Genomic DNA, 19,081 nt, shown 5'->3' on the forward strand with positions numbered 1-19,081 from the left:
GGCATGGAACAGATTATCTTGAACATACTTGAGGCCCTGCGTCGCGGCGAGACCGTAGACGACAAGGCGCTCGTCAAACTGATACATGCCGAGGCGCGCCGTGAGGGTGCCGACAAGCGCGATCTGGCCAAGCGCCGTCTGCTGCCGTTCTACCAGCGGGTTAAACGTGAGGATCCGGCTCGTTGGGCTGCGTGGAATGTCGATTCCGATCTGGAACGTCAACTGCTGCAGGTGCTACGCATGAAGCCGCGCCGCACGGCTTCGGGCGTAGCGACCATTACCGTCATCACCAAGCCGTGGCCGTGCTCGGGCGATTGCCTGTTTTGCCCCAACGACCTGCGTATGCCCAAAAGCTATTTGCATGCCGAGCCCGCGTGCGCCCGTGCGGAGCAAAATTGCTTCGATCCGTATTTGCAGGTGAGCGCTCGTCTGACCGCGCTTTCGCAGATGGGGCATGCGACCGATAAGATTGAGCTCATTGTGCTCGGTGGCACCTGGAGCGACTATCCGGAAGGCTATCAGACATGGTTTATGTCGGAGCTTTTCCGTGCGCTCAATGACGATGCCGTCGCCGGCGTGGCGGCCAACCCCATGTTGGCGCGTCCGGGCATCAGCCGTGCCGAGGCGGGGCGTCTGCTCGACGATGCACCCGCCGATGCGCTGCCGCCGGTGGTAGCGGAGCGCCGCGAGCGCTATCGGGCTGCCGGCATTGCGACAGACGAGGCCGAGCTCGCTGCCGGCGTTGCCGACGAGCAGGAGCGTGTGGATGCTGCCGTGGGCGGCTATAACCGTGCGGTGCGTCGTCTGTACGGCCCCGGTACGCCGTGGGGCGAGGTCACCGAGTGGCAGACGGCAACGATGGAGGAGCTCGAGCGTCAGCAGCGCATCAACGAGACGGCGAAGCATCGCGTGGTGGGACTCGTTATCGAGACGCGCCCCGATGCCGTAACGCCGCAGGCGCTTACGCTCATCCGCCGCCTGGGCTGCACCAAGATCCAGATGGGCATCCAGAGCCTCGACCAGTACCTGCTCGATATCAACGAGCGTCGCATTTCGGTGGGGCAAATCGAGCGGGCGTTTTCGCTTGCGCGCCTGTTTGGCTTTAAGATCCACGCGCATTTTATGCTCAACTTGCTGGGTGCCACACCCGAGGGGGACAAGCGCGACTACGAGCGCTTTATGACCGAGGGGGCCTTTATGCCCGACGAGGTCAAGGTCTACCCGTGCGCGCTCATCGAGGGTTCGCGTCTGGTGGGCTGTTACGAGCGCGGCGAGTGGCGCCCCTATACCGAGGAGGAGCTGCTCGACGTGCTAGCCGATGACATCGTGGTGACGCCGCCGTTCTGTCGCATCAGCCGCATGATCCGCGATTTTAGCTCCGACGACATTATGGTGGGCAACAAGAAGCCCAACCTGCGTCAGCTCGTCGAGAACCGCCTGGCTGCTCGGGGTGACGGTGCGACGGTGTGTGAGATTCGCTATCGCGAGATCAGCACGGCGGGTGCCGACTTGGATGAGCTGACCCTTGACGAGGATGTAGCGTACGAGACGCCGGTGACGCACGAGCGTTTTTTGCAGTGGGTGACGCCGCAGGGCAAGATTGCGGGCTTTTTGCGCCTGTCGCTGCCCGACCATTCGTTTGTCGCCGCGCATGTGGACGAGTTGCCGACGACGCCGGACGAGGCGATGATTCGCGAGGTGCACGTGTACGGCATGGCGGCACGCGTGGGCGACCAGGGTCAGGCGGCGCAGCATCATGGACTGGGGCGGTCGCTGGTGGAGCGTGCGTGCCATATTGCTCGGGACGCGGGCTATACGCACATCAACGTGATCAGCGCGATCGGTACGCGCGAGTACTATCGCCATTTGGGTTTTTACGACCATGGACTCTATCTGCAAAAGGAGCTCTAGATGAACAAGCCGAGTGTTTCTGCCGGCGTTGTTGCCGGCGTTGCTCTGGGAGCCGCGGCGCTGGGCGCGGCTGCCGTCGCTGTTCGCGCTGCCTGCCTGCAGGTTGCGCGAACCCGCAATGGGTTGACGCGCGTGAAACGCGTGCACGATGAGGGCGGCGATGAAGTCCGCGTATTGGTGCAAGGCGGTGTCTACCAAAGCGCGAGTTACGTCGGCGAGCGCTGGGCGGAGCCCGTCTTTGCGTATTATCGAGCGTTCGACGACGTGTTTGAGGCCGAGGATGCGATGCGTGACGTTTATGGTCACGGTATCAGCCGTATGCTTATGCTAGGTGGCGGCGGGTTTGCCTATCCCAAATTTGCGCTGATGTCGCACGAGGGCCTGCGCATGGACGTTATCGAGTATGACGGAGAGATTACGCGCCTGGCGCGCCGCTGGTTCTACCTAGACGAGCTAGAGCGCTCGGCGGGCGATCGCCTGCGGGTGATAACCGCTGAGGCTCGCTCGTATCTGGGTGTGACGAGTGTGGGCCATCGTCGCTACGACGTGGTCGTGAGCGATTGCTTTGGCGGTGCCGAGCCCGTACGCGAGCTGGCGACGGTTGAGGCGTTGCGTTTAGTGCGGGGCAGCCTGAACCCCGGGGGTATCTACGTTGACAATATCGTGAGCGCAAACGAGGGGAGCGATGTAACGTTCCTGCGCGACTGCGCTGCCACGGCACTCGAGGTATTCGCCCACGCCTGGGTGGTCCCCTGTGGCGATGCGGAGTTCGGTGGCGAGGAAAACTACCTGCTCATCGCCAGCGACGGGAACTATGCCTTTGCCGAAGCCGTGCCCTTTGACGCCGACTTCCTCGGCGCCGTCCTTCACGACTAGCGCGTCTTTCTGCGACCAGTCTTTCTGGGACGGGGCTTTTTAGCTGCTTTCGGATGCCGGCTCGCTCCACATCGGGAGCAGTCAATTTGGGACGGGGCTATTTTAGCTATCCCTGCCACTAATCGGCCAAACCTTTCGCTTTACCTGCAAGGGCAGCTAAAATAGCCCCGTCCCAAATTGACTGCTCATATAGTCAGCCCCGTTTTATGCGTGGTCGCGCCAGCTGCGGACACGCTGCTTCATACCCTCTATGTCAAGCACGCCTTCGGCAAAGCCCTTACGCACGAGCTCTTCGGGAACGAACTCATCGTAACGATCAAAGTAAGGCACCTCGCCGGGATAGACGAGCTCGATGGGATCGAAGTCCTTCTCGGCCTCGGCGGCGAGTACCTCAAAGAACGTCTCTTCGTCGGCCTTCATCTTAAACTGCATAAAGTACGGGCGCGACGGGTCGAGTCCGCGAAGGCCCAGCTCCGCGGCACATTTAATCTTGAGCATGCGCTCGAGCGCCAAAAAGGCATAGCTGCCCAGCCAGGGGAAGAGCACCCAGGTGTCGCCGCCCAGGTTAATGAGTGGCCTAGTGCCCGCACCCGAAATCTCGGCCGTATGGCGAGCCTGCGCCAGACGGGCCCGCGCGTTGCCCATAAGGTACGGATACGCGGCATGTTCGTTGAGCGCTTTACGCATGCGCTCGAGTACATGCGTGTTGATGTCGCCGGGGCAGTCGCCAAAGTAAGCCGGTACACGGCCCTTGACCTGCGTGGCAAAGACGGTATGGCGCTTCCAGTCCACTTCCTCGACAATCCAGCAGTGCCCGGCGATGGCGATGCGTTCACCGGGCGGTGGGGGATTGACGATCGTGCCCAGCTCGGCCGACTCGCTGCGGACGGTGAACTCCTCGTTTTCCTGAAACACGGCGTAGAACTTAAAATTGTTGATGATGCGCTCGCCCGCGAGGCCCACGATGAGCCCGCCGCCCTCGGTGACCTGGATATGGTCGATCTTAATGAGGTGACGCAGCAGCACGCGATAGTCATCGGCTGAGACGCGGTGGAAATAACTGAGCGTGAGCACGCGCTGGGCAAGTTCTGCCGGCGTGAGCTCTCCGGTGCTGGCAAGCGTCGACATAGTCTGGTGATAGAGCAGACTGTAGGGGAGTCGATCGAGCTCGGGCGGCTCGACCCACTTTTCCTCGCGATAGAGTTGTACGAGTGCGATGCCCTGCAGGAGCTTCCACGGAATGGTTTCGGGCATCATCGTGCGCGGCTCGGGCTCTTCCTCGCGCATGACAAACCACATCTCGGGCGGAAGGTCGCGGCGTCCCGTGCGGCCCATTCGCTGCAAAAAGGAACTGACGGTAAATGGCGCATCGATCTGAAATGCACGCTCCAGACGGCCGATATCGATGCCAAGCTCAAGCGTAGAGGTGGTGACGGTCGTCTGTGCCTGCTCCTCATCGCGCATGAGCTCTTCTGCCGTCTCGCGCAACGATGCCGAAAGATTGCCGTGATGGATGAGGAAACGGTCAGGCTCGTGTCGGCTCTCACAGTAGCTGCGCAGCATGGAACATACGGCCTCTGCCTCCTCGCGCGAGTTGGCAAAGACCAGACACTTGCGCCCGCGGGTGTGTTCGAAGATATAGCCCATGCCGGGATCGGCGTTGTCGGGTGCGGTGTCGGTGGGGTTGAGGAGCGCTTGCTCGGCGGCCCGGGGGATGTCGACTTCGCCCTCGGGGGCCGAGGAAGTGCAGCGGTTCCCGGAGGTTGCCTTACCCTGTGCCCGTTTGCGACGTTGACGGCGCTCCTCCTGTGTGGGCTGTCCGCTGTGGCACATGCCTTGGGTGTCGGCCGGCAGCGCCGTGGGTGCCGCTGCCTCAATGCGCTCGGAGGCAAGAACTTCGGCCTCTTGAGGACCCATGCTCTCGAATCCCCGCTGCTGTGCCTGGGGACCCGAGTTGTAGAAGTGCTCCATGGAGATGCGCCATACGCGGCGCGGTTCCTCAAAACGAGGGATAACGCAGTCACGTCCCGTTCCCTGTGAGAGAAAAGCGCCCGTGCGCTCGGGGTCGCCGATGGTGGCCGAAAGGCCAATGCGTCGAGGCTGCACGCCGGCCATGCGCGAGAGTCGCTCGATAAGGCAGAGCGTCTGCCCGCCACGGTCGCCGCGCATGAGCGAGTGGACCTCGTCGATGACCACATAGCGCAGGTCGCAAAACATGCGCGGGATCGCCATGTGCTTATGGATCAGGAGCGCCTCGAGTGACTCGGGCGTAATCTGCAAGATGCCGCTCGGCTTTTTGATGAGCTTAGCCTTGTGCGACTGTGAGACATCGCCATGCCAGTGCCAGACAGGGATATCGGCCTCTTCGCAGAGGTCGTTAAGGCGGACGAACTGATCATTGATGAGCGCCTTGAGGGGGCCGATGTAGAGGGCGCCCACGCTCGCGGGCGGCTTCTCCCAAAACTCGGTCAGGATGGGAAAGAAGGCCGCCTCGGTTTTGCCGGAAGCCGTGGATGCCGTCAGGAGCACATTGTCTTGTGTGTTAAAGATGGCATCTGCCGCCGCAACCTGAATGGAGCGCAGACTCTCCCAATCGTGGGAGTAGATGAAGTCTTGGATAAACGGGGCGTAGCGGTCAAAGGCGTTCACGGGGCCTCCTTTCAAAAGCGAATCTCTCAACGCGGCGGGCAGTGGCTTGCTGCATGACTGCTTCAATGTTTGCCCAGATAAAACCTGCCAAAATAAACCTGTCCCTTTTTGGCAGGTTAGATGGCGAATTCGGCGAAGTTGCGGTCGGCGCCTGCGGTGCCGGTGTCGTCTGTTGCGGCTGCTGGCGCGTCACCGCCGACGCTTTGCAGCAGCTCGGCCACGTTGGCGTTGGGGTTTTGGCATAGGATGTCGAGCAGCTCGATAAAGTCACGAATGACTTCGCGCGGCGTCAGATGCGTGTCGGCTCCCACGCGACCGAACTCAATCTTGAGGAAGTCCACCAGGTCGTTCTCGGTAAGCGTGGGCGTCCAGCCAAAGTAGCCGGCGTGAATTTGCATGAGTTTTTCGATCAGCACCAGCAACTCTTCGTAGGTGAGTGGCTGCAGACGGATGATGGGCGCGAGCATGTCCTTAAGGTCCTCGCGTGCAAAGCGGCCCTGAGCGAGTCGGCTGCGCAGGGCCTCGTAGGAGAACACGCCGCGGCGGCGGTCTTCGATGGAGGTTGGCGTGCCGCCCATGATCATGCCCAGGTACTGCGCCTTGCCCTGGAGTGTGTCGTTGTACATGGTCAGGATCTTCTCGTAGTTGTATTGGCGCGTGATCGCGTTGGGAATCTTATACAGATTCACGAGTTCGTCGATGAGCACCAGCATGCCCTTGTAGCCGCTGCAGACCAAAAAGCGCGCAATGAGCTTAACGTAGTCGTACCAGTCGTCATCGCTAATGATGGTTGAGGAACCCAGTTCGGCGCGAGCCTCGCTCTTGGTGCGGTATTCGCCGCGGATCCATTTGGTTATGCGGCTCATGGCCTCTTCATCGCCCTCGGATACGGCCGTGCGGTAGCGGCGGAGCATGCGGGCGAAGTCGAAGCCGTGGACCATCTCCTCGAGCGGGGCCAGTTGGGCATTGACGACCGACTCGTCGACGTCGGCACACGAGGCGACCCAGCGATCCAGAATAAGGTTGAGCGCACCGCCCTCGGGGCGCGTCTTGGTCGATATGTTGCGGATGAGCTCACGGTAGGTGGCAAGGCCCTGCCCCTGACCGCCCTGCAGGCGGCGCTCGGGCGACAGGTCGGCATCGGCGACGACGAACCCCTCGCCCATGGCGTGCGTGCGGATGGTCTGGAGCAAAAAGCTCTTGCCTGCGCCGTAGCGACCGACCAGAAACCGGAAGCTCGCGCCACCGTCGGCGATGAGACTCAAATCGGTGAGCAGGGCGCGGATCTCGACCTCGCGCCCTACGGTGATATAGGGAAGGCCGATGCGCGGGACCACACCGCCCTTGAGTGAGTTGAGAATGACGGCAGCGACGCGCTTGGGCACGCGGGGTGCTGCGGATGCGGTATCACTCATGGTCTAGGTATCCTCTCACGTCTGCTTCGTAATCCTCGATAATTTGCGGTCCTGCCGCGCCGAACTCGATAACGGTGTCTCCCACCAGGTCAAAGAGCGTCTCGTTGATGCTGTCGACGAGCATATCCTCGCTCTGGCCCGACCTCTCCACTGCCGATGTCGCTTGCGCTGTGTTTTGCTCGAGGAGCGCGCGAAGAAAGGCATCTTCGGCGGGCGCGAGTTTGTTCGTAGCTTCGGCAGACGCGGGCGTTACGGGTGCGGGCGCAGACACGAGGAGCGGTGCCATGACGCCAAACTCTTCGGCGGAGACAGTCGGCTTGTCGGGTTCGTCTTGCTGTATGGTCATCTCGCCAGGTTCGGCAGTCATGCCGGGCGCAGACTCGCGGCCCGGCTGCTCGATAAGCGTTGCCTCGGCTTCCGCGGGCGTGCCGTCCTCGCGCTCCTCATCAATCAAAAGCGCTTCACGCGTTTGCGCGGCGGCGCTCCGAATGTGCCCCAGCTGGCTCAAATCGATATCGATCTTGACGGGCTGGTGTGCGGCATCCCACGAAAGCCATGCCACGATCTCGTCATCGATGATTTTGGCCAGATATTTGGGGACCTTCTCCTCCTTCAGGGGGTGGGCGGGGGCTAGGGCCAGGCGCAGACGTTGGTCGCAGGCGCGCATCATCTCACCAAGCTTGCTGCTCTTTTGCCTACTGCCGTGAATTCGCATGCATTCCCAAAAACCGTTTTGGCAGCGGTAGATATGGATGGGGTCAAGACGGTATTCGCAGTCCTCGTGGCGCTCGGGCGCAAAGAACACGGCCGAGGCAAACATGGTATAGGGCATGGCCGTCTCCTCCCCAAACAAGCTCGCCACGATACCGGTCTTTCGATGCGTGTCATAGTAGCGCGCCATGCGGACGTACACGGCACATGCCACGTGGCGTAGGTCGCGATGGTGGCTGCGATCGAGTCTAGAGTTATCGAGGTTATACGTGGAGAGGGCGTTGATGGCGGCCATGAGTCGCTCCTCGCCCGCCTCGTCGGGCGGGAGGGGGAGCGTAGGCTCGGAGGTCTTGCGACGCGCAGGCGCCAGGTCCGGCGGCGTCGGTGCAGGTGCAAGGTCTCGAGCCGCGCGTCGCAGCTCGATAAGGGCGTTATCGAACATGACGGTTTTAGAGTCGCGAAGCAGTTTGGGGTCGAGCCCGTGGAAAACGGCGTAATCTTGCAACCACACGCGTGCAAACCGGTCGATGCCGGGCTCGAAGGCACGATAGGCGTTCCAAAAGGCCTTGATCTTGCTAAAGCCATCGAGTGGGTCATCTACGCCAATGCCGCAGATCAGCTCATAGAGATACAGGAAGGCAAAGGACGTAGACGTTTCCTCGACAGTTCCGCGGCGCACTTGGGCACGCCAGGTAAAGTAGCCGCGCAACTGTCGATCGCTCATGGCATTGTAGGTGGGAAAGTACGACTTAAAGGTGCCGTTGTAGGGACAATCGTCCTCGAAGTCGGCCATCAGCAGGCCTTGGCGGTAAAAGAGCTCCGCCTCCGATAGCCAACGTCCCGCGCCGCCTTTGGGATCATCTTGCCAGCGCGATATCTCGCGCATCTTGCGGTACTGGTCGGGGAGGAAGTTCTGCATCTGTCGACCGGTCTTGAGAATCGGCTCGTCAGCATAGATTTCGTTTGAGAAGTGGGCGGACTGATGGGTCCGGGCCTCGGCCATAATGCGCTCGATGAGCATCTTGACGTCCTGGTCGGCCACCGCTTCTCCTCTCCTAACGCAGCTTCGGTGACCTCATATCATAGCACAGCATCAAACAGGTGTTCGAGAAACCGCTACGTAGATAGATTTAGAACAAGAGGGCGTAGATGACCGCCACGACGACGGAGGGGAGCATGTTGGCCGTGCGGAAGGTCTGAGGTCGAATAAGGTTAACCCCAACACAGAAGATGAGCATAGAGCCCACAAGCGAAAGGCTGTCGAGGGCTGCGGTGGTCATGATGGGGGAGAGTGCGCCGGCAAAAAGCGTGATCGTGCCCTGGAATACGGCAACGGGCAGGGCCGAGAAGATGCAGCCGCGGCCAAGCGAGGCCGTCATGGTGCAGACGATGATGCAGTCCAGCGCGCCCTTCAGGGCAAGCGTGGACCAGTCGCCGAGCAGACCGTCCTGAATCGATCCTACGATGGCCATGGCACCGATACACACGGTGAGCGATGCTGAGACAAAGGCGTTGGTAAACTCGTTGTCGCCTTCGCTGCCGGTTTTGCGCTTGAGCCATTCGCCGAGGTTCTCGATGGCGGCCTCCAGGTTGATGGCCTCGCCGATGAGCGAACCGAGGGCAAATGAGACGATAAGCATGGTGGTGCCGGTGGTCGCCAACGCCTCTCCATCGATAACGAGCATCTTTTGCATGGTGCCGCCCAGGCCGATAAACAGAACACACAACCCCGACGCCTTCATGAGCGTGTCTTGGATGCGAGGCGTAATGAAGCGCCCGCCCATAAGGCCAAGCAGACCGCCCGCGATCAAAAGCGCGACGTTGATGATCGTTCCTAAACCCGGCATGAACCCTCCTGTAATTGATGCCAACGCGGCAATCGTAGCAGAACGGGGAGGGGCGCTCAGTATCCGAGCCAAGCGACGGTTAGCGGTCTAGGACAGGATGGGGCTAAAGTCGAAGCGCAGCGTCATGAGGTGCTGTGGGGATTCGATGGCTGCGGCAATGATGTCGGCATCTCGTGCGCGATCGAACCCTTCAAGTTCCATTTGATAGGGGACGTCTTCTTGGATACCGATGCGACGAGGAACCAAAAGCTTGGTTCCGTCGAATTCTTCGGTTCGCGTTCCGTCTGCTGCAACGGAATAAAGGTGTAACTTGGCGGTCGTTGTGGCATCAAGTGCCGAGATAGCTTGGATATCGTTCGATGCGCTCTTTGCTCCCACTGCTGTAAGTGCCGTAGGCGCGACGACTTCGCCCGAAGGCAAAAAGACGAGCTCGACGGTGTTGGGGAATGCGATGAGGATATTTTTGCGGCGGGGCGCATTGGCAGCGACTGGCTCAATGCTTGCAGCATCGACGGTTTCCGTGTGGTCGAGCGCGACCATCATGCAACAGTTGCCTTCGTCGACACTTGGGGGAGCGGCAAAGTCCAGGCCGTCTTTCGGTTGGGAATCGCCTAGTTCGGTGGCGCTGCCGCTTGGCTTCTCGAGAGGAACCGCAGCGTTGTCTTCTGATGATGCATCGTCAACATGTGCCGGTGCGTCTGCGACCTCGTCTTTGGGGGATTTGTCATTATCGCTCGATATAGGAGCGGCAATCTCGACGGACCCCACTCCGTGCCATGTCATTTGGAGCAGCGCCGGATCGGCGAGAATGCGCTGCACGCCCGGCTCCTGGGCATCGATATTGATGGGGGCGGGTTCTGATCCGCGCGTGAGGTTAAGCGAGCCCTTCTGCCTGGTGCTTTGAGCCTTTTGGTCGTCCGCGTCGCCAGCGTAGAACAGCAAAGGCGCATCTCCCGTTGCGATGGCTTCGGTGTCCGCCTTGGTCAGCCGCAGCGACGCCGTAAAGGAGATGATGGGCTGCGCGCCATCGGCATTCGAGGGAACGCAGCCCAGGCATACACCCCCTTCTTCTTCATGGGCCGCGCTGTCGAAGACGACCTTTGCCCCGTTCGCCGAGTCATCGACCGAGGCAATATCGATGCGCAGCTCTAAGTCGCATGGGTCGCCATCGGCGTCGACTGCAGCCGATTTCCATGTGCAGATGGCGCAACCTGTCTGGGGGCCGTTCTCCTTGTCCGGTCGCTTGATATCCACGACTATCGAGTCGACCGCATTGCGGTGAAGGCATCCCGAGGTTCGGACCGTGGCATGTGCGAGCGAAAAACGTTGGCAGGCGACGATACCCGACGAATTCGCCGCGGGGTTCAGAGCTTGCGGTAAGGAGCTTGCCGTGGCGGGCGTCGCCCAAGCGGCGAGAGGCGTACCGCTCGCCAGTGCGCTGCAGAGCGCGGCAACGGGCAAAAGGTTTTTGGGTGCCATGGTTCTCCTATCTATTCCGCGTACTCCGGTCGTGCTTGGCTATTGGTTGCGTTTGATGTGCAGGCCAAGGCACGTCAGTCCTGCTCCCACCGTGGCGACGCCTACCGCAATGAGTTGCCGGGTGTCGCTCGTCTGGACGAGCGGCTCGTGACGGCTGCCGCGATTAAGGCCCGAAAGATCGACGGTCACTTCTGTGGCCGCTTGCGCTTGCTCTTGTTGAGCAAAGGCCATTGCGGGTGCGGACGCCAAGATGCCGACGATGGCGGCCAGTGCAATCGCCTTAGGACGTGGCGTGCGCACCGGGCTCGACCGTCCAGGTGATGCTTGCCACTTGATCTCCCGTACCGGTGGCGTGGTAGATGTCACGCGTGACGCGGGCGACGTGGCCACTCACATTGAGCCTAATTTTGTCCGTTCCGTCGGCAATGTCCTTGTACTTCATGTCGAAGCTTGCGTCTTGGGAAAGATCGAGGCCCGTAGTCTGAGTCGCCGAGCTGGCATCCTTTTCTGCCGTATCGGGGCCAACCTTAAAATCGATGGAGTTCTGGGCCGAGCCCGTCTTTGCGTCTGCAACGATTGTCCAGTCGTTCTTGGCCGTGACCTTCATGTTGGTGACGTGGATGCCATATGCCGAGAGGTTGTCGATGGTAATCGTATTGTCGGAGGGTCCTACAAGCGTTCCGTCGGCTTTGGCGGCAAAGGGGATGACCGTTGGCGCCTTAAACGAAACATTGCTAATGTCGGCCTTCACCGTCACATCGGTGGTTCCAACGCGCACCTCTGCCATGGCCGCCGTTGGCGCGGCGCCCATCGCAAGTGCGAGCGTAAGCCCTGCGCCCACGGCGAGTGCCCTGGCTCCGCTCAGGTTCATGGGTGTGTTCATAATCGATCCTTTCTGCTCGTCACGGACTGTTTCCGTGATGGTTGGACGAATGGGGACAGGGTGCTGCCCCTGCGAGCGCGTCGGCCACTAGCCTTCTGCCTGTGCCACCCGCACTTTGACGCGCGTCGGATTGCCGTGGGTGTCGTAGGTCTTGGCATCGAGTGCCTGAATCTCGATATATGCCTCGCCTTCTTGGATATCGCCGGCGGGGCAGGTCTCAACCGTCTTGCCGGCTTCGACCACACCGGACTCATAGATGGTCTCGTCGTTTTGAATCACGCGGAAGCGCTGGGGAAACTTGTTGTCTTGGACGTTTTGCACGTTGACGCGCAACTTGCCGCCTTCCTGCAACTGTGCGACCGGCGCGACCGAGATCGTCATCATGTTGTCGCGGACGATGGCGTCGAGCTCATCCTGGATTTCTTGGCGCGATTTACCTTCTGCCGTCGTGACTGAGGCGCCCGCTTCGGGCACGGGCTGCGACTGCCAGGCGTATAGCCCTACGGCGATGAGGGCGCAGACGACAGCCAGGCAGACAACGACGAGTTTCTTGCGACGCCCCAGTCCTGCAAGGCGGGGCGGCTTCTTCGCACTCATGCGGCGTCCTTGGTGGTGTAGACACGTGCGAACGTGGACGGGTCCGCTCCAAAGAGCATGTGAAGCATCAGGCGGCGCGAGTAGATGAGCTCGTCGAAGTCGTGAGGGAGCTCGATGTTGTGGATACGCGCGATGTGGTGGGCGAGCGCCGAGAACGACTCGGGGTCGCAGATCACATCGGTGGTGACGTGGTAGACCTCCGTACCTGGAAATGCATCTTCGTCGAAAGGCAAGAGATAGGGGTCGTCATCGACTTCGATGGCGAAACCGTATTGGGGCCAGTAATATGCCATGGAAACCTCCCTGCTCTGGGGCCAAAACTCCTATTGGTTTGGCTGTCGATGCCGACCGTATCAGCCGCAACTTGCCCAATAACTAACCAATTGCTTGACGAGCCGATATCCCCGCAGGTAAAAGCATGTGAAAAAAATCTCAACTATTTTTGACTGATAAATGCACATGTTGTGGCTGCGCGGCAACGTGTGGCAAAAGCATCGCTTGTCTCGAAAATTCCGCCGTTCGCCGAATTGCGCGAACGTTAAAAACGTCAATTATGGAGACGGTCTCGAACATGTCGGTGAAACGATGCGGTAACATTTCCCTGCAAACACTGTAGTTAGCTAAAGGGGGAGTTCGCGTGTCTGCAACCATCAAACCCTTCACCGACGAGTTCGAAGAGTATGGTCGCGATGAGTCTCGCACATCGGGCGAGGCCTCGAGCATCTCGTTTCCGACAACGGAGGACGAGGTCCGCGCCATTATGGAAAAGCTCCATGCCGAGCGTGTCCCGGTGACGGTTCAGGGCGCCCGGACCGGTCTTGCCGCCGGCGCCGTGCCTCATGGCGGTCACATTCTCAATACTTCCCGCATGAATCGCTACCTAGGCATTCGCCGCGATGAGCAGGGCCGCTTTCTTTTGCGCGTGGCGCCCGGCGTCGTGCTGTCTGAGCTGCGCAAGCAACTGGGCAAGAAAGTGCTGCCGACTGCCGGCTGGGACCAGGCATCGCTTGAGGCCTACGAGGAGTTCCAGGAAGCTCCCGAGCAATTCTTTCCTACCGATCCCACCGAGGCATCTGCCTGCCTGGGCGGTATGGCGGCATGCAACGCTTCCGGCGCCCGTAGCTACGCTTACGGCCCCATGCGCCCTCACGTCACGGGCCTTCATGTCGTGCTGACCGATGGCGACCTGCTCGAGCTTCACCGTGGCGAGGTTTTTGCACAGGGTCGTCGCCTTTCGCTCGTTACGGTGCAGGGCCGCACGCTCGAGCTCGACCTTCCCGACTACACCATGCCCAAGACCAAAAATGCTTCGGGCTATTTCGTTGCTGACGATATGGATGCCATCGATCTGTTTATCGGTGCGTGTGGAACACTCGGCGTCATCACCGAGCTCGAGATTGCCCTGCAGGCGGCGCCTACGGTCGTTTGGGGCGTGAGCTGCTTCTTTGACAGCGAAGACAAGGCCGTGTCCTTCACCGATTCTGTACGTCCCGTCCTGTCCCACGCGGCTGCCATCGAATATTTCGATGCGGGCGCCCTGGATATCCTGCGTCGTCAGCGTGAGCAGTCGACCGCGTTCGCCTCGCTGCCGGCGCTCGACAAAGACGCCAAGGTCTGTGTCTACGTGGAGCTCGACTGCGACGACGAAGCCCAGGCGACTGAGGAGCTGTATCACTTGGGGTGGGTACTGGAGCTTGCGGGCGGCAGCGACGATGCGACATGGGTCGCGCGCACCGAGGTCGATCGCGAGTGTCAGCGATTCTTCCGCCATGCGGTGCCCGAGAGCGTCAACATGCTCATCGACGAGCGTCGCCGCACGGACCCCACCATTACCAAGCTGGGGTCGGATATGTCGGTGCCCAACGCACGTTTGGCCGATGTCATCGCCCTTTATCGCCGCACGTTGGCCGAAAGTGGGCTTGAATCTGCCGCCTGGGGGCACATCGGTAACAACCATCTGCATGTGAACATTCTGCCGCGCGATGCGCAGGATTACCGCCGCGGCGGAGAGCTCTTTGCCCAGTGGGCTTCCGAGGTCACGGCCATGGGCGGCGCCGTCTCCGCCGAACACGGCGTCGGCAAGATCAAGGCGGGCTTCTTGGAGACGATGTACGGTCACGAGGCCATGGTCGAGTCGGCGCGGCTCAAGCTCCAGCTCGATCCTGCCGGGCAGTTGGGCCGCGGTAACCTGTTTTCGGAGAAGCTCTTGGATGAGCTCGTCCAGAAAGGGGGCGCGTGAAGATGAGCGATTTCCATATGGTGGTGTGCGTCAAGGCGGTGCCGGGCAGCACCGAGGTCAAGATGGACCCCAAGACCAATACCATCGTGCGCGATGGCAAGCAGGCGGTCATTAATCCCTTTGACGCGAGCGCTTTGGAATGCGCGCTGGCGCTGAAGGACGACTTTATCGGCTTTGGCATGGACGTGCGCGTAACGGTGGTGTCGATGGGCATCCCCGCGACTGAATCGCTATTGCGCGACTGCATCGCCCGAGGCGCCGATGACGCACTGCTGCTAACCGATCGCGCCTTTGCAGGTGCCGATACCCTGGCAACCACCTATGCCCTCAAGTGCGGCATTGAGGCGCTCGACGAGGACTTCGACCTGCTCATCTGCGGCAAGATGGCGGTGGACGGCGATACGGCCCAGATTGGTCCCGAGCTTGCCGGTGCCTTCGAGATTCCCTGCGTGACCGACGTGAGCTGCGTGCAGAGCGCGGGCTTTACGACCTGTGGTTCACTGGCGCTTGTTCACGGCTGCGATGCCGGCGAGGAGACGGTCTATCTTGAGATGCCGTGCGCGATGACGACTGCCAAGGAGATTGGCCAACTGCGTATGCCGAGTATCGCCGGTATTCGTGCGGCCGAGGAGGCGGACGTGCGCGTGGTCAACGCTGCCGACGTGAACGCCGACCCCGCGCGCTGCGGTCTTGCCGGCTCGCCGACACAGGTCGTGCGATCGTTTGTGCCCGACCGCAACCAAACGTGCGAGGCCGTTGACGGAACGGCGTCCGAGCAGGCGGCGAAACTTGCCAAGATTATCGAGGGGATGGCATAGATGAGCGGACTGATTATCGATAGCGAAGCCTGTATCGGCTGTGGTCGCTGCGTTCGCGCCTGTGCCTCAGGCGGCATCGTAGTGGAAGGCGAGCGGCCCAACCGTTGCGCCCGCGTAACCGACGGCTGCATCCTATGCGGCGGGTGCGTCGACGCTTGCCCCATCAATGCCATTTCGATCGAGCGCGACGAGGCCGCCGGCGCGGTTGACCTCGATGCATATCGAGACATTTGGGTATTCGCGCAGACCGACGAGCACGATACGGTGGCTCCCGTTGCCTTCGAGCTCATGGGCAAGGGCCGCGAGCTTGCGGATGCACGCGGCTGTCGCCTGGTGGCGCTGGTCGGCATGGGCCCCGAGGGTTCTCTCGGTGACCTGGAGCATCTGGTTTGCGCCGGTGCAGACGAGGTCCTGATCTGTCGCGACGAGCGTCTGCGCCAGAACGATGTGGAGGTCTACGCTCGCCTCATCTGCGATTTGGTGGCAGAGCGCAAGCCCGAGGCCATTCTGTACGGAGCGACCGCCTTTGGCCGCGAACTGGCACCCGGCGTTGCCGTGCGTTTGCAGACGGGCCTTACGGCTGACTGTACCGTGCTTTCGATGGATACGGAGACGGGGCTGCTGCAACAGACGCGTCCGGCGTTTGGCGGCAACCTGATGGCCACCATCGTCTGCCCCAATCATCGTCCCCAGATGGCAACGGTGCGCCCCGGCATCTTTAAGGCGCCCGACTTTGACTACGGCCGCTCCGGCACGATCACCCAGATAGCACTTGCGGATGATGCTAAGGCTCGTGTCGAGATCTCGATTCCCGCCGAGGAGTGGGGACAGCAGGCTTCAATCGCCGATGCCGAGCGCCTGGTCGTGGTAGGTCGCGGCATTGGTTCCAAGAAAAACCTGCCGCTGATGCGAAGGCTCGCCGAGACTCTGGGAGCCGAGCTTGGCTGCACGCGACCCGTCGTGGAGGCCGGCTGGTTGGAGTATCGCCATCAGATTGGCCAGACGGGCGTATCGGTTTCGCCCAAGATGCTTGTGAGTATCGGTGTTTCGGGCGCCATCCAGCATCTTGCCGGCATCGGTGGGGCGGAATGCATTATCGCCATCAACGAGGACCCGGATGCCCCCATCTTTGGTGCTGCCCAGTACAAGGTTGTCGGTGATGCCGTCGAGGTCGTCGAGGAGCTGCTAGCCCAGCTTGAGCGCTAGGCGCGCGCCAGCCAGTCGCGCATCTCTTCCCTAAGACGGCTCCAGGCTGCCTGTGTGGCGGGGTCGGTAAAGGGCTGCGTAATACCAAAGGGCGCGTCGAGCAGGCGGTAGATATCGCCCTGCTCGCGCGCCAGCGCGCGGCTCGCCGGATAGACGAGCTCAAACATAAAGCAGATGAGTCCTACCAGGTAGTCCGCGGGCTCGTCGCGTTCATCACGTGCGACGCAGCGGTGCTCGTCAAAGGCGGCCAACGTCGGCGCCGAGAAGTGGCTGGCGAGAAATGCGTCCTCATCCACCTTGAGGATGGTGTCGACGGTGCTGTCGGCGATGGTGCGCATAATGTCGATTTTGTCGCCATCGCGCACGATATCGCAGAAGCACCGTGTACGCTCGTCGAGTTGTGCCGGCAGGCGAAAGTCACTGTGATAGGCGATGCTCGCGCGGATGAGCTCGTCTTCTGCCGGGCTGTCGATAAAGTCGCGGATACTTGTTGCCGCGGGCGCGTCTGCAGGGTTTTTGCCAAAGAGGACCTCGAGGCCCAACTTCGCATGGCTCATGCTCTCGGCATCCCTAAACGTGTCCCAGCGTCGCAGCTGCTCAAAGCGGCCCATATCGTGCAACAGCCCACAAAGCCACGCCAGGTCAATGTCCTGCGGTGCCCAGTCCTGCTTGCGTGCCACGGCATCGCATGCCTCGGCAACGTGGTACGTATGCTCGATTTTGAGCGCGATACGCGGATTGGCGGCATCGTAGGCATCGGTGTAGGTCCTGAAGGCCGCGATTGCCCCCGTTCGATCGATAGCTGTCATAATGACTTCCTAAAAAGCTGTGTCTTTCTGTGTCTTTCGATCCGGTGGCAATTGTAGGTGAACTCGGTTGCCGCCGGGCGATGATTCTGCCATGTCGTCGAATGCGGCTCGGAAAGCTTGTCGGGACGAGGAACGCCATGGTGCTCAAAATCGTTAAAACCGTCTGGCCGGTGATGCTTCCCAATGTTGCGATAGGTGCGCCGTTGTCGATATTCCCACCGCTATTGCGGGTTTTGTCTGCACATCGCTCTTTATTTGCCTGCTCTTTTCGCAGCGGCTGTCGGCGTCGTTGCGGTGGCAATCAAGACAAAGTCGATGTTGTGGTGCTGCGTCTCGGGTATCGGGCTCTATATCGTTTTGAGCCTCGTATAGGAGTGGGGTGCGTTTAGCGTCCGGGCCCCACGAATCGGATTTCTCACCGAGCCGGTCTGCTTCTTCTGGTACCATGGTCAAACTTTACTGTAGCAAAGCATGACGTGGGCTTTTGTCCTGCGTCGGCGGAAATGGGGGTTTCATGGCACAGGAAGCGATCGCCAACGAGCAAAAGAAATTCAAAGTACCGCGCATTCCGGGTGACATCATGATCTACCCGATGATCGTCGGCCTTTTGCTCAATACCTTCTGCCCGCAGGGCTTCGAGATCGGCGGCTTCTTTACCGCCGCCTGCCGCGGCGGTTCCAATACCATCGTCGCCGCGATCCTGTTGTTCGTGGGTGCCGGCATCAGCTTTAAGTCCACGCCGGGTGCCATCAAGACCGGCATCGTCGTACTGATTCCTAAGCTTGTGGTGGCAGCCGTGCTGGGCTTGAGCGTTGCGTATTTCTTTAATGACAACTTTTTGGGCCTGAGCTCGGTTTCCATCATCGGCGGCATTACGTTTTGCAACATGGCGCTCTACACGGGCATCATGGGCGAGTTTGGCGACGAGTCCGAGCAGGGCGCCGTGGGCATCCCGTTCTTCACGGCGGGCCCTGCGGTTACCATGATCATTCTTGGTGTCTCTGGTCTTGCCAACATTCCCGTTGGCACCATCATCGGTTCCATCCTGCCGCTCGTGATTGGCATGGTTTTGGGCAACCTCTTCCCGTTCATCAAGAACCTGCTGGTTCCCGGCACCAATCCTGCGATCGCCGTCATCGGATTTCAGCTCGGTGCGTCTATGAGCCTGTCGAGCTTTATCACCGGCGGCATTTCCGGCATCTTGCTGGGCCTTGTCACGTTGTTTGTCGTCGGTCCCATCACCTTTGCGTTCGAGCGCCTGTGCGGCGGTAACGGCAAAGCCGCCGTGGCTTGTTCCACCATCGCCGGCACGGCTATGACCACGCCGGTTGCTCTTGCCGAGGTCGCGCCGCGCTATGCCGATCTTGCGCCCACCGCATACGCTCAGATCGCCACCGCCGTCATCATCACGGCAATCATGGCTCCGATTCTGACCGGTTGGGTCGATAAGAAGTTCTGCCAGGGCAAGGAAGACCTGTCGCCCGCCGGTGTCGAGGCCATCGAGGAAGCCGTCGCGGCCGACATCGATGGCGAGTAGCCATCGGCGCCCATCAATGATGCTGGCGTGCAACTCGCGCCGTGAGAGCGCCCGGGCGCTCTGGTATTATTCCCTCATTCCCCTCTGGATTGGGGGAGTTATGG

Annotated in this window: 15 protein-coding genes; 6 read left to right on the forward strand and 9 right to left on the reverse strand. The window is 60.7% G+C overall.

Translation table 11 applies throughout. The annotated features are described in order from the left end of the window. Positions 1 to 3: 3 nt before the first annotated feature. Together ACTNDJ_RS05385 and ACTNDJ_RS05390 are read left to right on the forward strand one after the other, a co-directional pair. Positions 4 to 1,911: an elongator complex protein 3 gene (locus ACTNDJ_RS05385; RefSeq protein WP_441063721.1), complete on the forward strand. Its 1,908-nt coding sequence runs from the start codon at positions 4 to 6 to the stop codon at positions 1,909 to 1,911. Next, a complete protein-coding gene (locus ACTNDJ_RS05390; RefSeq protein ID WP_441063723.1) occupies positions 1,912 to 2,787 on the forward strand; it encodes a spermidine synthase in 876 nt (291 codons plus the stop codon). It abuts the gene before it with no gap. 204 nt (positions 2,788 to 2,991) lie between these two features. Here ACTNDJ_RS05390 and ACTNDJ_RS05395 read toward each other — a convergent pair whose 3' ends face one another. From ACTNDJ_RS05395 to ACTNDJ_RS05430, 8 genes are all read right to left on the reverse strand, one after another. Next, positions 2,992 to 5,436 carry a DEAD/DEAH box helicase gene (locus ACTNDJ_RS05395; RefSeq protein WP_441063724.1) on the reverse strand — a complete coding sequence of 815 codons (2,445 nt, stop codon included), beginning with the start codon at positions 5,434 to 5,436 and terminating at the stop codon, positions 2,992 to 2,994. Positions 5,437 to 5,552: 116 nt separating this feature from the next. Next, the gene (locus tag ACTNDJ_RS05400) at positions 5,553 to 6,851 is read right to left on the reverse strand and encodes an ATP-binding protein (protein WP_441063725.1); all 1,299 of its coding nucleotides are present in this window, start codon (positions 6,849 to 6,851) and stop codon (positions 5,553 to 5,555) included. Beyond that, positions 6,844 to 8,604, reverse strand: coding sequence for a TerB N-terminal domain-containing protein (locus ACTNDJ_RS05405; protein ID WP_441063727.1), 1,761 nt, complete (start codon positions 8,602 to 8,604; stop codon positions 6,844 to 6,846). The genes ACTNDJ_RS05400 and ACTNDJ_RS05405 overlap by 8 nt, the downstream gene beginning before the upstream one ends. An 88-nt stretch (positions 8,605 to 8,692) precedes the next feature. Beyond that, positions 8,693 to 9,409 carry a DUF554 domain-containing protein gene (locus tag ACTNDJ_RS05410; protein WP_154517132.1) on the reverse strand — a complete coding sequence of 239 codons (717 nt, stop codon included), beginning with the start codon at positions 9,407 to 9,409 and terminating at the stop codon, positions 8,693 to 8,695. Positions 9,410 to 9,496: 87 nt separating this feature from the next. Beyond that, entirely contained in the window at positions 9,497 to 10,888 is a 1,392-nt protein-coding gene (locus ACTNDJ_RS05415) for a hypothetical protein (protein ID WP_441048483.1), read from the reverse strand. A gap of 280 nt (positions 10,889 to 11,168) precedes the next feature. Continuing rightward, entirely contained in the window at positions 11,169 to 11,771 is a 603-nt protein-coding gene (locus tag ACTNDJ_RS05420) for a hypothetical protein (protein WP_441048482.1), read from the reverse strand. 87 nt (positions 11,772 to 11,858) lie between these two features. Continuing rightward, the gene (locus tag ACTNDJ_RS05425) at positions 11,859 to 12,368 is read right to left on the reverse strand and encodes a hypothetical protein (protein WP_427719604.1); all 510 of its coding nucleotides are present in this window, start codon (positions 12,366 to 12,368) and stop codon (positions 11,859 to 11,861) included. Next, a complete protein-coding gene (locus ACTNDJ_RS05430) occupies positions 12,365 to 12,661 on the reverse strand; it encodes a hypothetical protein (RefSeq protein ID WP_154517147.1) in 297 nt (98 codons plus the stop codon). The genes ACTNDJ_RS05425 and ACTNDJ_RS05430 overlap by 4 nt, the downstream gene beginning before the upstream one ends. A gap of 344 nt (positions 12,662 to 13,005) precedes the next feature. Between ACTNDJ_RS05430 and ACTNDJ_RS05435 the strand changes: the two genes are divergently transcribed. Genes ACTNDJ_RS05435 through ACTNDJ_RS05445 form a run of 3 tightly spaced genes read left to right on the forward strand, consistent with a single transcriptional unit; the run spans position 13,006 to position 16,631 of the window. Beyond that, positions 13,006 to 14,607, forward strand: a complete 1,602-nt coding sequence (locus tag ACTNDJ_RS05435; RefSeq protein WP_441063728.1) for an FAD-binding oxidoreductase — start codon at positions 13,006 to 13,008, stop codon at positions 14,605 to 14,607. A 2-nt stretch (positions 14,608 to 14,609) separates the two neighbouring features. After that, on the forward strand, positions 14,610 to 15,425 hold the full coding sequence (locus tag ACTNDJ_RS05440) for an electron transfer flavoprotein subunit beta/FixA family protein (RefSeq protein ID WP_441048480.1): 816 nt from the start codon (positions 14,610 to 14,612) through the stop codon (positions 15,423 to 15,425). Further along, positions 15,426 to 16,631, forward strand: a complete 1,206-nt coding sequence (locus ACTNDJ_RS05445; protein WP_441063729.1) for an FAD-binding protein — start codon at positions 15,426 to 15,428, stop codon at positions 16,629 to 16,631. Here ACTNDJ_RS05445 and ACTNDJ_RS05450 read toward each other — a convergent pair. Further along, positions 16,628 to 17,440 carry an HD domain-containing protein gene (locus tag ACTNDJ_RS05450; protein WP_441048478.1) on the reverse strand — a complete coding sequence of 271 codons (813 nt, stop codon included), beginning with the start codon at positions 17,438 to 17,440 and terminating at the stop codon, positions 16,628 to 16,630. The genes ACTNDJ_RS05445 and ACTNDJ_RS05450 overlap by 4 nt on opposite strands. Before the next feature lie 514 nt (positions 17,441 to 17,954). On the opposite strand from ACTNDJ_RS05450, the gene ACTNDJ_RS05455 reads away from it, so the two are divergent. After that, positions 17,955 to 18,977, forward strand: coding sequence for a 2-keto-3-deoxygluconate permease (locus ACTNDJ_RS05455; protein ID WP_441063730.1), 1,023 nt, complete (start codon positions 17,955 to 17,957; stop codon positions 18,975 to 18,977). Positions 18,978 to 19,081: the final 104 nt, after the last annotated feature.

Origin of the sequence: Collinsella sp. HCP3S3_D1 (assembly GCF_052064015.1) — a bacterium.
Classification (GTDB): Bacteria; Actinomycetota; Coriobacteriia; order Coriobacteriales; family Coriobacteriaceae; genus Collinsella.

Bases quoted from the DNA above. Each gene is read 5' to 3' on its own strand.
- ACTNDJ_RS05385 (WP_441063721.1), top strand. From the start codon at position 4: ATGGAACAGATTATCTTGAACATACTTGAGGCCCTGCGTCGCGGCGAG.
- ACTNDJ_RS05390 (WP_441063723.1), top strand. From the start codon at position 1,912: ATGAACAAGCCGAGTGTTTCTGCCGGCGTTGTTGCCGGCGTTGCTCTG.
- ACTNDJ_RS05400 (WP_441063725.1), bottom strand. From the start codon at position 6,851: ATGAGTGATACCGCATCCGCAGCACCCCGCGTGCCCAAGCGCGTCGCT.
- ACTNDJ_RS05410 (WP_154517132.1), bottom strand. From the start codon at position 9,409: ATGCCGGGTTTAGGAACGATCATCAACGTCGCGCTTTTGATCGCGGGC.
- ACTNDJ_RS05415 (WP_441048483.1), bottom strand. From the start codon at position 10,888: ATGGCACCCAAAAACCTTTTGCCCGTTGCCGCGCTCTGCAGCGCACTG.
- ACTNDJ_RS05420 (WP_441048482.1), bottom strand. From the start codon at position 11,771: ATGAACACACCCATGAACCTGAGCGGAGCCAGGGCACTCGCCGTGGGC.
- ACTNDJ_RS05425 (WP_427719604.1), bottom strand. From the start codon at position 12,368: ATGAGTGCGAAGAAGCCGCCCCGCCTTGCAGGACTGGGGCGTCGCAAG.
- ACTNDJ_RS05430 (WP_154517147.1), bottom strand. From the start codon at position 12,661: ATGGCATATTACTGGCCCCAATACGGTTTCGCCATCGAAGTCGATGAC.
- ACTNDJ_RS05440 (WP_441048480.1), top strand. From the start codon at position 14,610: ATGAGCGATTTCCATATGGTGGTGTGCGTCAAGGCGGTGCCGGGCAGC.
- ACTNDJ_RS05445 (WP_441063729.1), top strand. From the start codon at position 15,426: ATGAGCGGACTGATTATCGATAGCGAAGCCTGTATCGGCTGTGGTCGC.
- ACTNDJ_RS05450 (WP_441048478.1), bottom strand. From the start codon at position 17,440: ATGACAGCTATCGATCGAACGGGGGCAATCGCGGCCTTCAGGACCTAC.
- ACTNDJ_RS05455 (WP_441063730.1), top strand. From the start codon at position 17,955: ATGGCACAGGAAGCGATCGCCAACGAGCAAAAGAAATTCAAAGTACCG.